General features: G+C 44.0%; 11 protein-coding genes, 1 tRNA gene and 1 riboswitch. Of the genes, 7 read left to right on the forward strand and 5 right to left on the reverse strand.

Translation table 11 applies throughout. The annotated features are described in order from the left end of the window. Window positions 1-82 precede the first annotated feature (82 nt). From IEW05_RS22855 to IEW05_RS22870, 4 genes are read left to right on the forward strand one after another with little or no spacing between them, the layout of a single operon-like run. Window positions 83-784, forward strand: coding sequence for an ABC transporter ATP-binding protein (locus IEW05_RS22855; protein ID WP_188542181.1), 702 nt, complete (start codon window positions 83-85; stop codon window positions 782-784). A gap of 13 nt (window positions 785-797) precedes the next feature. Beyond that, complete coding sequence (locus tag IEW05_RS22860; RefSeq protein WP_188542182.1) at window positions 798-4,115, forward strand: ABC transporter permease; 3,318 nt, start codon at window positions 798-800, stop codon at window positions 4,113-4,115. A gap of 23 nt (window positions 4,116-4,138) precedes the next feature. Further along, on the forward strand, window positions 4,139-5,914 hold the full coding sequence (locus IEW05_RS22865; RefSeq protein WP_188542183.1) for an ABC transporter ATP-binding protein: 1,776 nt from the start codon (window positions 4,139-4,141) through the stop codon (window positions 5,912-5,914). Next, on the forward strand, window positions 5,895-7,727 hold the full coding sequence (locus IEW05_RS22870) for an ABC transporter ATP-binding protein (protein WP_188542184.1): 1,833 nt from the start codon (window positions 5,895-5,897) through the stop codon (window positions 7,725-7,727). The genes IEW05_RS22865 and IEW05_RS22870 overlap by 20 nt, the downstream gene beginning before the upstream one ends. 9 nt (window positions 7,728-7,736) lie before the next feature. Here IEW05_RS22870 and IEW05_RS22875 read toward each other — a convergent pair whose 3' ends face one another. Further along, window positions 7,737-8,240, reverse strand: coding sequence for a hypothetical protein (locus tag IEW05_RS22875; protein ID WP_188542185.1), 504 nt, complete (start codon window positions 8,238-8,240; stop codon window positions 7,737-7,739). Between the two features lie 140 nt (window positions 8,241-8,380). Then, on the reverse strand, window positions 8,381-9,412 hold the full coding sequence (locus IEW05_RS22880) for a ribonucleotide-diphosphate reductase subunit beta (RefSeq protein ID WP_188542186.1): 1,032 nt from the start codon (window positions 9,410-9,412) through the stop codon (window positions 8,381-8,383). Between the two features lie 572 nt (window positions 9,413-9,984). On the opposite strand from IEW05_RS22880, the gene IEW05_RS22885 reads away from it, so the two are divergent. Then, on the forward strand, window positions 9,985-10,137 hold the full coding sequence (locus tag IEW05_RS22885) for a hypothetical protein (protein WP_188542187.1): 153 nt from the start codon (window positions 9,985-9,987) through the stop codon (window positions 10,135-10,137). On the opposite strand, the gene IEW05_RS22890 is transcribed toward IEW05_RS22885, so the two are convergent. The 3 genes from IEW05_RS22890 to IEW05_RS22900 all read right to left on the reverse strand — a co-directional run bounded on the left by IEW05_RS22890 (window position 10,134) and on the right by IEW05_RS22900 (window position 15,161). Further along, window positions 10,134-12,467 carry a ribonucleoside-diphosphate reductase subunit alpha gene (locus tag IEW05_RS22890; protein ID WP_188542188.1) on the reverse strand — a complete coding sequence of 778 codons (2,334 nt, stop codon included), beginning with the start codon at window positions 12,465-12,467 and terminating at the stop codon, window positions 10,134-10,136. The genes IEW05_RS22885 and IEW05_RS22890 overlap by 4 nt on opposite strands. Window positions 12,468-12,666: 199 nt before the next feature. Beyond that, complete coding sequence (gene nrdG, locus IEW05_RS22895) at window positions 12,667-13,185, reverse strand: anaerobic ribonucleoside-triphosphate reductase activating protein (protein WP_188542189.1); 519 nt, start codon at window positions 13,183-13,185, stop codon at window positions 12,667-12,669. Beyond that, window positions 13,182-15,161: an anaerobic ribonucleoside triphosphate reductase gene (locus IEW05_RS22900; RefSeq protein WP_188542190.1), complete on the reverse strand. Its 1,980-nt coding sequence runs from the start codon at window positions 15,159-15,161 to the stop codon at window positions 13,182-13,184. Before IEW05_RS22900 ends, nrdG begins: the two co-directional genes overlap by 4 nt. Window positions 15,162-15,333: 172 nt before the next feature. Then, a riboswitch (cobalamin riboswitch) is annotated at window positions 15,334-15,563 on the reverse strand. A gap of 199 nt (window positions 15,564-15,762) precedes the next feature. Here IEW05_RS22900 and IEW05_RS22905 point away from each other — a divergent pair. Beyond that, window positions 15,763-16,062, forward strand: coding sequence for an MTH1187 family thiamine-binding protein (locus IEW05_RS22905; RefSeq protein WP_188542191.1), 300 nt, complete (start codon window positions 15,763-15,765; stop codon window positions 16,060-16,062). Between the two features lie 69 nt (window positions 16,063-16,131). Then, a tRNA-Thr gene (locus IEW05_RS22910) sits at window positions 16,132-16,203 on the forward strand. The last annotated feature ends 69 nt before the right edge of the window (window positions 16,204-16,272 follow it).

A 16,272-nucleotide genomic window follows, 5' to 3' on the forward strand; every position in this document is an offset into this window, starting at 1 on the left:
GTAGTAAGTATAAATACGGCTTAGATACTAGTTAGTTCGTTAACTAGCTTGGTTAGGCATTAGGGGACGGGAGAGAGAAACAATGACATTTGTAACCATTAAAGATGAGTATAAGCGTTATAAAATGGGTGATACGACAATTGTCGCTAATGATGGAATTAACTTTGAGATTGAACGAGGTGAATTTGCGATTATCGTTGGTCCCAGTGGAGCAGGGAAATCAACAGTACTGAATATTTTGGGTGGTATGGATACGGCGGACGAAGGTCAGGTACTGGTTGATGGGACTGATATTGCCCGTTTTAGCAATAAAGAATTGATTGGGTACCGTCGTAATGATGTCGGTTTTGTATTCCAATTTTATAATTTGGTACCGAACTTAACGACGAAAGAAAATGTAGAACTTGCCTCCCAGATTTCTCCCCATGCCTTGGACGCAGAGCAGGTGCTTCGGGATGTAGGATTAGGAGATCGACTTGATAATTTCCCAGCCCAGCTATCTGGTGGGGAACAACAACGGGTTGCGATTGCCAGGGCACTCGCCAAACAACCTAAGCTTCTGCTTTGCGATGAGCCGACTGGCGCTCTAGATTACAATACGGGCAAACAAGTGCTGAAGTTGCTGCAAGATACTTGTCGTAATACCGGGACTACAGTTATTGTCATTACACATAATTCTGCACTGACACCGATGGCAGATCGGGTGATTGAAATTAATAACGCCAAGGTTCGTAAAATGGTAGTTAATCCGAACCCGATATCCGTCGACGATATCGAGTGGTAAGGAGCTAAGTCAATTGAAGAAAAAAGCACTGTGGACTGATATATCTCGTGAAATTTGGCGTACGAAGGCAAGGTTCCTATCTATATTTGCTATTATAGCTCTTGGCGTGGGCTTTTTTTCGGGTATCAAAGCAACGGGCCCCGATATGCTCGATACCGCTGATTATTATTATAAGCAGCATAAATTGATGGATTTAAAGGTTGTATCTAATTATGGATTAACGGAAAGCAATATCGCACTCATTAAGCAGACCCCTGGGGTAAACGTTGTTCAACCTGGGTATAGTGCAGATGTATTCTTGGGCGATACGAGTCTAATTGCTAAAGTGTTCTCTTACAAGAGTGATGATACATTGAATGGATATCGAATTATTTCGGGTAGGCTTCCGGAGCATTCGGGCGAAATTGCGATTGATGGGAATCAGCGTATGGCTCGCGCCTTCGGTTTGGGAGATACGATTACCTTTACGAACCCGGACCCAGAGGTTGATTTAAGCGATACTTTTAATGTCAGCAGTTATAAGGTCGTAGGCATTGTGAATAGTCCGCAATATGTAGAATCGATAGGTCGAGGGACCAGTCGTATTGGTAAAGGGACTACGGATGTCTTCGCTATAATACCTGAGGGCGATTTCAATTTATCTATATTTACGGAGGCTTACATAGGATTAGAGGGCGTAACGGATAAAACGGCCTACACTTCTGAATATGATGACTTAGTAGAGAAGCAAAAAATAGCACTGGAACAGGCTTTTAGCGCTGAGCCTGAAGAGCGTTTGGCAGAGGTGCGCGCTGAGGGACAGAAGAAGCTGGATGAAGCTCGGGACAAAATCGACGATGCTAAAAAGCAACTCACTGAAGCAGAACAGAAGCTAGGGGATGCTAAGGTCAAACTTGATGAAGGCTGGAAAAGTTACAATGAGGGAGTAGCTAAGCTCAACTCCGAAATCGCTAAGGGTCAAGCTAAATTAGATCAGGCCGCTAAAGATATCGCGGCTGGCACGGCAGAACTGGACAAGAACCGTAAATCGCTGAACGAAGGTCAAAATCAGTTGAAGGCAGGACAAGCTGCCTTGGATGCGAAGAAGGAGAGTATTCAGCCTCAAATCGAACAAGGTAGAAAGTTAGTACAGTCTCTGAATCAAGTGATAAGCCTGTCACCAGATAGTATTCCGACAGAGCAGAAGCAGCAGTTAATTGCTGGAGCAGAAGCTGCAGATCCTCAGTTAGGAGGGGCAGTTGCAGGCTTCATGAATGGTAGCGTTGACGTGAATACGCTGAAGAATGCCCTCTCCACATTTGATCAAGGCTTAACTCAAGGGGAGAAACAGCTTCAGGATGCTCAGGCTGAGATTAACGCGAAGCAGAAAGTAATTAATGAGGGTAAGAACAAGTTAGCTGCAGCTGAACGCAAGCTTGCTCAAGGTGAGGTAGAATACACAGCAGGGCTGACTAAGCTGGATCAGAGCAAACAAGAAGGTATAGAAAGTTTAGCCAAAGCAAAGAAGGAGCTTGATCAAGGACAGGCCGATTATGATCAAGGGATGTCAGATTATAAAGCTGAGAAGCAAAAGGCAGACATTGACATAGCGAAAGCGGAGGACGATATAGCCAAAGGGCAGAAGGAATTAAATGAATTAGAAGTGCCTAAATATTATGTGCTGGATCGCAGCAGTAACACTGGTTATAACGAATACAGTGATAATGCAGAGCGGTTAGCTTCAATTGCAACGGCATTTCCTGTCTTCTTCTTCCTCATCGCGGCTTTGGTTAGTTTGACAACGATGACGCGAATGGTAGAAGAACACCGGTTACAGATTGGTACCTTTAAAGCGCTTGGGTACGGTAATTTGGATATAATGAAGAAATTCCTAGTTTATGGTACGCTAGCAAGCCTTGTTGCATCTATCGCGGGGCTGATCGTCGGATTTACCGTTTTTCCAAATATTATTTTCAACGCGTATGGAACTATATACAATTTACCTAAAGTACGGATTAGTTACTATGCAAGCTATAGCATCTTGTCTATTGTAGTTGCTCTAATCTGTACAACGATGACAGCGATTATTGCTACAAGAGTCGAACTGCGCAGCAATGCCTCCGTGTTGATGCGGCCGAGAGCTCCAAAGAGTGGACAACGGATAATGTTAGAGCGAATCCCTTTCATTTGGAAACGTCTAGGCTTCATTGGCAAGGTCACTGCACGTAATTTATTCAGATATAAACAACGGATGTTTATGACCGTAATTGGGGTTGCGGGATGTACGGCCTTGATTCTAACAGGTTTTGGATTGAAGGATTCAATTGGAGATATCGCCCCACTTCAGTATGGTCAAATTATGAAATACAATGCTTTGGTCGCTTTTAATGACGACAAAGATGAGAGTGGAAGGTTAAAGCAAGACTATGACAATTTGATTGCGGAAATCCCTGAAATTACGGGAACGTTAAACGTAGCGATGGATAGCATGACAACGATCGCAAAGGGAGTCAATAATCAGGATGTAACTCTATTCATACCTGAGGCAGCCAGTCAATTGAATGAATTTGTATCACTACAGGATCGTAAATCGGGTGAACGTGAGCAATTGTCCCAACAAGGTGCGATCGTTACAGAGAAGCTGGCGAAGCTGTATGGACTGGAGCCGGGAAGTATTCTGACCGTACGAAATACGGATAATGAACTCTTCAAACTCAAGGTGACGGGCATAACTGAAAATTACTCCATGCACTATATTTATATGTTGCCAGAATATTATGAAGAAATCTTCGGAAAGGTACCTAACTACAACGCGCAACTGATTAACTATAGCGATACAAGCCAGACTTGGGAAAATGCTTTTGGTGAGAAATTGACCAATAATGAGCGTGTAGGAATCGTAAGTTTCTCTAGTGGAGTGGGAGATGCCTTTAAAGACACGATGAAAAGTATGGATGTGGTCATGCTGGTGCTCATCATATCAGCTGCGGCATTAGCATTTGTCGTGCTCTATAACTTAACTAATATCAATGTGTCTGAACGGATTCGCGAATTGTCTACGATTAAGGTACTAGGCTTCTACGACAAAGAAGTAACGATGTATATCTATCGTGAGAACATTATTCTGAGCTTCCTTGGGATTATTGGGGGCAGCTTCTTAGGAATACTATTACACCGATTCGTGCTTCATACAGCAGAACTTGATATTATGATGTTCAGCCCGAACATTAATTGGTTAAGTTTTGGATATGCGGCTGTACTAACTTTGCTGTTCTCAGGCATTGTGATGGTAACCATGCATTACAAACTGAAGCATATCGATATGATTGAAGCATTAAAATCTGTTGAATAGCTATTTGACCCGGAGGATTACTTATGGCAATGATTTTAACTTTTCTGAAAAAATATCGGATTGCGGCGATTTCTGCGTTATGTATGATGTTGATCGAGCTGTCGGTAGAGTTGCTTCAACCGCTGCTTATTTCTAAAATCATCGACCATGGGATCCGTGAGGAGAACTTGTCTGTGGTTTGGCTGTGGGGTGGAGTATTAGTGGGGAGCGCAATCCTTGCCTTTGGGGCGGGGATTGCTAGCTCCTTCTTTGCGTCTCATGCAAGTCAGGGCTTTGGTTATGATCTAAGAGATAAGCTATATGATAAGGTACAATCTTTCACTTATAGCGTATTTAATAGGTTTGAGACTTCGTCACTCATTACCCGTCTGACCGGGGATATTACGCAGCTTCAGGATATGGTGTTCATGAGTTTGCGTTTTGCCACGCGGGTACCGCTCGTCGTATTTGGAAGTATGATTATGGCCTTATACGTTAATGTGAAGCTTGGATTGTTGTTAACTGTAACGGTTCCATTATTATTTATATTTGTCATCTTGATGATGAAGTTAGCTTCCCGATTATTCAAGAAGGTTCAGCAAAGGGTAGATACGGTCAATGGGGTCATTCAGGAGAATTTGACGGGGATGAGATTGATCCGTGTCTTCGTACGAATGAGTCATGAGATCAAACGATTCGAGAAACATAGTAAGGAATTAATGAAGGCGACGGTATCTGCTATACGTTTAACAGAGACGATGATGCCTTTTGTTCTACTTATGATGAACGCCGGAGTAATTGCGATATTATGGTTCGGTCGGAAGGATATCGGGACAGGGCAAGCGACGATGGGTGAGGTTGTTGCTATACTTAACTATACACTACGCACACTTGGAGCTTTATCGTCACTCTCCTGGATTATGACCTCCTACTCTCGTGCATCTGCTTCAAAGGATCGGGTTCAAGAAGTATTTATGATGCAAGATACAGATACAGATACGATTCAGGTCGATAAGCATTCTGATCATGGGCTAGATATGGGAAATCGTCATGCAGCAATTGCTGGAAAGGTAGAATTCGAAGGGGTTGGATTCCGGTATCCTGAAAGCGATATTAGTGTATTAGATGATATTTCCTTTACAGCACTCCCAGGTCAACGAATTGCGATTATGGGCGCAACTGGGTCAGGGAAATCGTCACTCATAAGGCTTATCCCACGTTTATATGATCCGACAAGTGGTATCATCCGTATCGATGGAACGGACATTTGTGAGATTCCGAGTTCACAACTTCGGAACGCGATTGGCTATGTTCCTCAGGAAGTGATGCTGTTTACAGGCTCGATAAGGGAGAACATTGCCTGGGGACGAGAGGATGCTAGTCTGGAAGAGATCCAAGAGGCTGCAAAACGGGCACAAATTCACGATACGATCGAGTCATTGACACATGGCTATGACACGATGTTAGGACAACGTGGCGTTAACCTATCTGGTGGGCAGAAGCAACGCTTGTCCATTGCCAGAGCCCTTATCCGTCAGCCTTCTATTCTAATCTTGGATGATTGCACAAGTGCTCTAGATGTACGAACGGAAGCTGCGCTACTGGAAGCACTGACCGAATTATCTTGTACGACATTCCTGATTACCCAAAAAATCAGTTCAACCACGGCAGCTGATCATATCTTGCTGCTTGATGAAGGCTGTTTGCTTACCAGCGGTAAGCATGAAGAGTTATTGGTTAGGTCGACATTATACCGGAAAATCTATGAATCTCAGTATGGGAAGGAGGCGGAAGCAAGCAATGTTCAAGACCTTCTCTGAACCTTTTAGGCATAAATTTCCCAAGTTAGATCGCCAGCAGGGCAACCCTACTGGACGCAAACCGACAGCAAAGGCCAAGGACTGGTCTGGGACCCTCGGCCGAATCTGGAGATATCTAGCCCTCCGCAAAGCGAAACTAACGCTAGTACTGCTCATGGTACTCCTTAGCTCAGCACTTTCATTACTGGGGCCTTACCTAGTTGGAGTGGCAGTCGATGACTTTCTAGAAGGCGGCGAAGATACGGCGTGGATTCTATTTCTGTCAGGCTTAGGCTTGTCGTATGTTGGCTTCTCTCTTACTTCGTGGCTGCAAAATATCTGGATGATCGAGATCTCCCAAGAGACGGTATACCGGATGAGGCTGGACCTGTTCCGTCATCTTCATCAGCTTCCGATCCCTTTTTACGGTAAAAGACAGCAGGGCGAGATTATGAGCCGGTTAACCAATGATATTGAAAATGTCAGTTCCACCCTTAATAGCTCAGCGATACAGATCTTCTCCAGTGTACTTACATTGGTGGGGACACTGGTTGTCATGCTATATCTTAGTCCATTATTAACGCTATTAACCTTTCTCATTGTGCCACTTATGTTTCTTGGAATGCGCTGGATATCACGGCGAACGGGTCCACTTTTCAAGCAACGACAGAAGAACCTAGGGGATTTGAATGGATATATTGAAGAGACATTGTCCGGGCAAGTGATTATCCAGGCTTTTTCTCAGGAACAGCGGGTCATTAGGGAATTCAAGGAAAGAAATGTAGCGATTCGCCAATCTGGATTTTGGGCTCAGACATTCTCGGGTTTTATTCCGAAGCTAATGAATGCTCTTAACAATTTAAGTTTTGCCGTTGTGGCCGGTGTTGGTGGTATTTTGGCGATCAATGGTGCGATTACGGTTGGAGTTATTATCGTATTTGTAGAATATGCAAGGCAGTTCACCAGACCGCTTAACGATTTGGCTAATCAATGGAACACATTACTATCAGCTATAGCAGGCGCCGAACGGGTATTCGAAGTTATGGATGAGGAAGTCGAAGAGAAAAGCGATACGGATGCGGTTAAGCTGGATCATGTAGACGGATCCGTTGTCTTCTCGAGAGTTTCCTTTTCCTATGATGAAGATGAGGAAGAAGAGACGTTGGAGGATATCAGCTTTGAAGCGAGGCCCGGTGAAATGATCGCATTAGTAGGGCCTACAGGAGCGGGTAAAACAACACTGATTCAGTTACTATCGCGATTCTATAATCCAGGTCAGGGGACCATTACGATAGATGGACGAGATATAACAACGATCCGCAGAGAGAGTCTACGTTCTCAAATGGCGTTTGTATTGCAGGATTCTTTTCTATTTAAGGGGACTATCAGGGAAAATATTCGTTTCGGCAGATTGGATGCTACCGATGAAGAGGTGGAGGCAGCATCTAAGCTTGCAAATGCTCATTCATTCATTAACCGTCTGCAAGGTGGTTACGATAAAGTGCTGGAGACGGGAGGAACTGGGATCAGCCAAGGGCAGAAGCAATTACTCGCTATCGCACGTGCCATCCTAGCAAATCCCTCGATTCTTGTATTAGATGAAGCGACGAGCAGTATCGATACCGTAACTGAAATCAAGATTCAAGAGGGTCTGGAACGACTGATGGAGGGAAGAACAAGCTTTGTTATTGCACATCGGCTGAATACGATACGAAAAGCAGATCGTATCCTCGTTCTGAAAGAAGGACGTTTAATCGAACAAGGTTCACATGATGAACTATTGCAGCAGCAGGGATTCTATAGTGGGCTGTATCAGGGAATTGGGGCTGAATAAGCTCAGGTTTTATGAAAGGCGTATTGGTGTTTTATCTCCAGTTAAGGTAAATGGCTTCACTACATCGCTCAATTTGATTTCTCCAACGATATCTTTGGATTCACCATTTACTTTGTAATGGATCTCCACTTTAATTGTATCGCTCTTGCTAACTTGCATATTTTTAAATAAATTATTGGTGTTGAAATATATTTTGCTATTCGCGGTATCGGGTAAATGAAATGGATCGTCCGCTTGGCTCAATGAAACAATCCTATTTTCACCTATTGATAGGCCATAACTAATACCATCAAATATCTTATCTTCTCCAATGACTTCTAAATATTGCTTCGTTACATATAAAGAGTGAGGCATAACAACAAATTCGATATCCTTAATGTAGAAATCTTCCGTTTCAATATCGAAGGTATAGACTGATGGGACTTGGCGAATTTGCGATTGATTATAAAAAAGGACTGCAATAAGAGCGATGAATATAATTACAAATGATATTGATATTGCATGTTTTTTCATTTCAATCATCCCATCTTTTGTAAGTCTGTTATTAAATTATAACCACAGGAACTATACATTCACATTATTATAAATCACAAAAAAACCTTGAATGGCTAGAGAACGCCGGTTCAAGGTTTTTTGTTCACTATCGTATTCAATTACAAATCATCAAACCCGTTATCGTCTCCGACTTTACCGTAGTTGCGAGATTTCGCTTCGAAGAAGTCGGTCTTTGTTGCATTGAGGGCATCATCTGAGAAAGGTTTGATCCAAGGCATACAGTTGACGTCCACGCCTACATAAGCTTTTTCCAATCCCATTAGTGTTAATCGTTTGTTCGCTGTGTACTTGATGTAATCGGACAACTCATTTAGGTCAATACCGCGTACTTCCTTAAGCGTGTAGTGAGCCCAGTTTGTTTCAAGCTCCACGGCACGGTCAATTGTACGGTACGTATATTTGATATTTTCTTCTGTGTTGAGTTCAGGATAGTCAGCAAGCAGCTGTTTGAACACTTCAGCAAAGAAATAGCAGTGCTGGTTCTCATCACGTTGGATATAAGAGATCATTTGGCTCGTACCCATCATTTTCTGATCACGTGCCAGATTGTAGAAGAAGGCGAATGTACTGTAGAAGAAAATCCCTTCAAGAATCAAATCAGCAACCAGTGATTCGAAGAACGTTTGTGGCGTCGCATCGTCACGGAAATTCTGATAAATATCCGAGATAAATTTGTTGCGTTCTAGTAGGACCGGATCATGCTTCCAATACTCAAAAATCTCTTTCTGTTCTTGATCAGATACGATAGAGGACAACACATAGGAGTAGGATTGGTTATGAACGACCTCTTGTTGCCCGATAATCGCCGAGATAGCCTCTAACGAGGAATCCGTGAAATACCGTTTCACGTCACCGACGAACATTGTTTGCATTGAATCCAGTACAGCAAGCAGTGAAATATTGATCTTGAACGTCCGTTGTTCTTCTGGATCAAGTTGTCTAAATTGCTGCGCATCTTTGGACATCGGAATTTCGTCTGCGATCCAGTGGTTGAGCAGTAGAACTTTGTATAGTTTATACATATGCGGCATGCGAATATCGTTCCAGTTGAGGATACCCGAGCATTCGCCGCCGATAATACGAGTAGATTTATTCGGTGCTTCGGTATTAAAAATCGTTTGCATTTGCATGAATCTTCATCTCCTTGAAGTTGATATATATAAATTTCGATAGCCTACGATAGCGAAATGTTCTTTAAAAAGAAGTGTGGATGACCGCTACGTTGACGGATTATTCTTCCGATCGCTGTTGTCCTCAGATTTCCTGATTTTATACTACAGTGGTAGAAATCTGAGGACAAAGGCGAACGCTTCGCTTCTTCAGAACAATTCCGTCCCCTTCGCTACGTGCAGCATTTCAACCCACCGTAAGCGTATCCCGTAGGGAGAGCGCCTCCAAGCACGAAGTATCGAAAAGTGGGTAGGCAAGCAGTCCATGTAGGCCCTGATCCACCCTAAGCGTATCCCGAAGGGAGAGCGGCTCATAGCACGAAGTATCCACTAAGTAGCTCCCAAGTAGCAGGACGCACCCGCATTTCATGCAGGAGCGCCTAAAAGTAGAGCGTGCCCATATGGGCGACAAGCGGCTCATTGCACATAGCTTAACTCGGGCGAGCACAGAAGTAGCAGTGCCTGCAACGTGTTTTTCCTGGTAACCCGGGTGCATCAAAAGTGAGACGTACCCGAAGGGGGAAAAGCGTGCCATGCACAAACCAAAAGCGCATCCCCGAAGGGGACAGCGAGCAGGAGCGCCTCTCTACCTCACACGTTACTTAAAGCGGGATTCCAAAGGGCGGCAGGCCCTTGGAGCCCTCCCTTACGGTAAGGGAGGGTTTGGGTGGGATGAGACGCCTTAGGATGCGCAACTCTCACATTCCTCAATCGTCAACGCGCGGCTACGCACGTAATAGGTTGATTTTAGGCCGGCCTTCCAGGCATGAATATGAAGATCTAGGAATTCTGTGGCCTTGATGTCAGGGCGTACATATAAGTTGAAGCTTTGGGCCTGATCAACGTGACGCTGACGGGCACCAGCCATTTCGATAGACCAGTTTTGGTCGATCATAAACGCTGTTTTATAGTACCAGATCGTTTTCTCAGACAAGTCTGGAGCTGGGTTAGCAATTTTGTAAGTCGTTTTCTCTTCATAGGAGAGAAGTTCGTACAATGGATCAATACTTGCAGTGGATCCGGCAATGATTGAAGTGGACCCATTTGGTGCGATAGCGAACATCCAAGCATTACGGACACCGTTTTCGGCAACCTCTGTTTGTAGCTCTTGCCATTGCGCGGTCGTTACATATTTTCCTTCACGTGTACCATCCGTGTAGTTACGGTAAGTGAAATAGTTTCCGTTCTCCCAATCGGAGCCGGCGAACTTAGGATAGCGGCCTTTTTCTTTGGCCAATTCCATACTTGATTTGACGAGAAGGTAGTTGATTTTCTCATATAGTGCATCATTGTATGCAACAGCTTCGTTAGATTCCCATTTGATGCCTTCAAGGGCAAGCAAATGGTGTAAACCAAAGGTTCCGAGTCCGATCGCGCGGTATTGGCTGTTCGTATATTGAGCTTGTAATACATCGATATTGTTGATGTCGATTACATTGTCGAGCATACGTGTCTGAATAGGAACGAGCCGGTCTAGAACTCCTGCCGGTACAGCCCGAGCTAGGTGGATTGAATTCAGGTTACATACAACGAAATCACCTGGTACTTTGGAAATAACAATCCGAGTTTGTCCGTCCTTGGTAACAAGCTCTTCAGATTCAATAACGGTTGGTGATTGGTTCTGCATAATTTCCGTACATAGGTTCGATGAATAAATCATACCGTGTGTGCGGTTAGGGTTAGCCCGGTTAACAGTATCTCTATAGAACATGTAAGGCGTGCCCGTTTCGAGCTGCGACTTCATGATTCGTTTCATAATATCAATAGCTGGCATCGTAATCCGTGATAGAGTCGGGTGATTTACTGCTTCCTCATATTTTTCACGGAACTGGCCTTGGCCTAATTGTGCATCGTAAAAGTCTTCTAAGCCCAGAGGGCGTCCGTTAGCATCTTTCCATCCCATAGTTTTTCTTACTTCATGAGGGCAGAACAGATTCCATTCCCCACGTGCTTCCACTGCTTCCATGAAGATGTCCGGGATGCAGACACCGTGGAATACGTCATGCGCACGCATCCGCTCGTCGCCATTGTTAAGCTTAAGATCAAGGAAGGCGAGAATATCTTTATGGAACACATCCAAATAGACGGCAATCGCACCTTTACGTGTACCAAGTTGATCTACACTGACAGCGGTATTGTTAAGTTGACGGATCCAAGGAATGACGCCGGAGCTGGTATTCTTATGACCGCGGATATCTGATCCGCGAGCCCGAACCTTACCCAGGTAGACGCCGATACCGCCACCCATTTTGCTGAGACGAGCTACGTCGGTATTGGAATCAAAGATTCCCTCGAGTGAGTCATCTACTGTATCGATGAAGCAACTGGAGAGTTGCCCAGCAACTTTTTTACCAGCGTTAGACATGGTTGGAGTAGCGGCTGTCATGTAGATGTTACTCATCGCCCAGTACGCTTCTTTGACCAGATCAAGACGCTTGTCCGCAGGTTCTTTGTGCATGAGATACATCGCAATAACCATATAACGTTCTTGTGGTAATTCCATTGTCCGGCCATCGAAGTCCGTCGCGAGATAACGTTCCGTGAGTGTTAACAGTCCGATGTAATCAAATAGCAAATCACGAGAAGGATCAATCGTTTCGCCTAACTCTTCAATTTGCTCTTTCGTGTAGCACTCTAACAATTCTTCCCGATAAATTCCGGTTTTGCACAAGTCCACGATAAGGTGATGGAATGACCCATAAGGCTCCTCAGGATAAGCTTTGTAACGGCGATGAACCGCTGCTTTTTTATAGAGAGAAGTGAGTAGGGAACGAGCTGCGGCGAATTTCCATTCGGGCTCTTCCTTGGTAACAAGCTCTAGCGATGACATGGTAAAAGCACTACTAATCTCTTCGCCTGTTACTGTATCACGTCTTAGTTTGGCATTAACACCACGCAGTAGGCGTTCCTTGTCGAGTTTATTTAATCCTTCCAGAATGCGGTCAGCATAAAGACCAAGACGTTCTTGATCGAACGCAAGCTGGCGGTTATTTGGTTTGGTTACGAATGATGGCATGATAGATCCTCACTTTCGGGGTATGGGGTATGGGATAATGAAATCAAAAGTGTGTTAGAGATGTTTCTCCAAAACTTCACATTTCAAATTTGAGGTATTTCTTGTAAAAAGAAGCGCCAATGAAGAAGCGCCTGATGGTCAATAGTTACTAAAGCTTAAAAGTATCATAGAAAAACAATTATACTAGAATTTTGAATCGCTAGAAAGAGAAAGTTGGCTGCCATATAGAAACCTTTCCAAGTATTAGGCTCTGTGTAATATCAATCAATCGTTGATTGGAACTGCCGCAATAGCGTAGAGAGGGATCTCGTAATTCTTCAACAAACCTTCCATCTACGAGTACCTGACAACGCCGAAGTAATTCGTATTCCGGTGATTCAGGGTTCTCAGTTATTTCCTCAAAAGTATAACCGCTATAGATCCAAATCGATATTGGACCTACTTGTTGCCGAAGGCGGTCGATGAATGCGCTAACCTCTGCTGCAGAGAAGAAGGGATCTCCTCCGAGAATCGTAAGCCCGCTTAATAAGGGATTGTTCTTGATGTCGTCAATAATCTCCGCTTCCCGTTCCTTCGTGAAGGGATCACCATAATTAAAATTCCAGGTGGCGGGACTGAAGCAGCCCTTGCAGAAATGGCGACATCCGCTAATGAAGATGGAGGCTCTCAGGCCTTCACCTTCATTAATTGATTCCGGATAGTAGCCGCAAATATTCATGTGTTATGTTTCAATCGATCACGTACTTCCGCTTGTTTGGCGGCGTTAAAACGCGTTTGATAATCTCCGGTTAAGTATCCAGTAACACGGCGTAGACGACGGATATGAACGTCGTTCTCATGACTGTTACATGATGGGCAAGTTGCTCCAATAATTCCCTCAAAACCACAAGCGGAGCAGCGATCAATCGGATGATTGATGCTGAAATAGCTAACCTGTTGCGATAGTGCATATTGAATGATTTGCAGAAACGCTGCTGGATTACTCCGAGCGTTACCATTTAATTCGATATATGAAATGGCTCCAGCATTGCACAGGCCGTGGAATGCGGACTCTAGTTCAATCTTCTTGGCAGCGCTAATAGAGTAGTAGACTGGAATATGAAAAGAATTGGTGTAATATTCACGATCTGTTACTCCTGCGATTGCACCGTAGGTTGCTTTATCCCGCTTAGTGAACTTTCCGGACAGGCCTTCTGCCGGTGTAGCAAATAGCGTAATGTTCAGATTGTGGCGTTCGCTCTGACGGTCGCAATAATTGCGCATATAGGAGATCAATTCATAAGCTTTATTGTATACATTGCTATCTTCCCCATGGTGCTTACCGTACATAGCTTTCATACATTCTGCAAGTCCGATGAATCCAATAGATAGACTACCATGCTTAAGGAGGTCGCCTACAGGCTCTTCTGGATGAAGATGTTCGCCACCTTCCCACACGCCTTCACGCATCATGAAGTCAGAGGCTTTGGCTTTTTGAGCTTTCTGGATATTAAACCTATGTAGAAGCCCCTCTAGTGCAATATCTAGATAAAGATCAAGCTCGCGATAAAAACCGCGTTCGTCTGCTACCTTACGTTGACCAAGTACGATACCATGCTCTAATCCTAGTTTGACGAGATTCATAGTATTGAAGGAAAGATTTCCTTTACCTGATAAATGATTACGTCCAAACCGGTCGCTAAGTACTCGAGTACGGCATCCCATCGTTGCAAATTCCGTATCAGGATCACCTGCTTTGTAATACATCAAGTTCAGCGGTGCATCTAGGTTTGCAAAATTAGGATAAAGTCGTTTTGCGGAACACTCCGCTGCCTTTAAGAATAATGAATAGTTGGGTTCATCTGGTGCTTGGTTAACCCCTTGTTTGCATTTAAAAATTTGTATGGGGAAAATCGGTGTCTCGCCGTTACCCAATCCGCGCATCGTTGCTGTTAGCAGGGAGTCGATGACGAGTTGACCTTCAGGTGAAGTATCGGTGCCGTAGTTGATGCTGGTAAAAGGAATTTGTCCACCTGCACGACTCGACATTGTATTTAGATTATGAATGAGACTCTCCGCAGCTTGGAGTGTTTCACTCTTTGTTTCTTTAGTTGCAAATTTAAATGCTTTTGGATAGAGTTCCTGCAGATCGCTGCGACTCATTGATATTTCTCCTACATTAGTAGAATCTAAGTCGCCCTCTTCGAAGTACTCTAAACCTTTGATAAGGTTCTTAGAAAATGTCTTTCTTACATAAGGAGCTAGGTCAAAATCAATCTTATTGGCCGAAACTCCGCCATATTGCGAATTTTGCTGAGATTGAAAAATAATAGCCACCAAAGCCATAGCTGTCATAATAGAGTTGGGTGGACGTACACTTCCGTTGCCGGTATTGAAGCCTTCACGAAGCAATTTATCGAAGGGGATAAAAATACAGTTTGTTGTACCGATCGCATATTGATCAAGATCATGTACATAGACGATATTATCTTTAATGGATTGTACTAGTCTTTTCGGCATAACAAAGTGTTCTGCATACCACTTCGCATATTCACTACCGAATTTGCTCATTTTACCGGAGAAACTTTCTCCATTCAGGTTAGCGTTCTCGCGTAGTACCTCAAGATTGCGACTCTCAACGATTTCCTCGCCAAGGGTAATTACTTCATCAAGCATGACCTCACGGTCGGTATAGATGGGGTTTAACAATGCCATTTCAAAGTTCTCCTCCCTAAAAACTAGACATTGATATCATACAAAAAGCATTCCCAACCCTGGCAAGGTTGGAAATGCCCGAATGCGTCTCAAGAAAAGCCATAAAAGGCGATTCAAAGTAAGCTGTATGTAAGCAGCAAGCGGACACCTACCCGAACCTCGCAGGACTGTATCGGTGTCGTCTAAACAGGCAGGTCTCCTGGCTTACGGAATATTCGCCAACGCCTTCCCGCAGGATCAAATTGATCAGCAGTGGCTTTGTGTCGGCAAAATGTTTGGAGATAAAACCGAATCTCTAAGCTTCCGATTACAGTGGCGGGACCGCAGCGGAATTGCACCACACTTCCCTTTTAAGCACCAGCGGCAATTTTCCGCCGGATCACCTGTTTACACTATATTTGGTTGTGTTTTAATTATGGTAACCCAATATATTGTGTTTGTAAACGGTGATTTTACAAAATGAGTCATAAGATATAGAGACAAAAATGAAGGATTGGCTTCATGATGCGGCGCGCGGGGTTCAAAAAAAATTGTGAACTTTTATTGCAACTGCGGAGTGGTTACAATAGAGGAAGGAGAAATAAAATGAGGAGGTAATACAATGGCAATTGCAGAGGTTACGGTCATTCCAATCGGAACGGGAAGTACTAGCCTTAGTCCTTATGTAGCTGAACTTCAGCGAGTATTGGAGAAACAGGAAGGTATACAGTATCAATTAACATCGATGAGTACAATTATTGAAGGTCCACTCGACAATGTGTTCGCCGCGATACGGGCGATCCATGAAGCTCCTTTCCAGTCCGATGCTCAGCGGGTATCGACCTCGATTAAGATAGATGATCGTCGTGATAAAGTCAGCTCTTCCGAGCAAAAGCTACGTTCTGTACGTGAGAAATTATAGGTGTTTTTATACTTGCAAAATTCTCTGAGCGTTGTATAATAGTTTTTGTTTCACAAAAAAGAGTACCATGCTGGTGTAGCTCAGGGGTAGAGCAACGCACTCGTAATGCGTAGGCCGGGGGTTCAATTCCCTTCACCAGCATCTTCCTGCTAAACTCCACAATATCAACGTTGAACGCTTTCCTGACTAATAAATGGGTATGTGTTGGCA

Origin of the sequence: Paenibacillus segetis (assembly GCF_014639155.1) — a bacterium.
GTDB lineage: Bacteria > Bacillota > Bacilli > Paenibacillales > Paenibacillaceae > Fontibacillus > Fontibacillus segetis.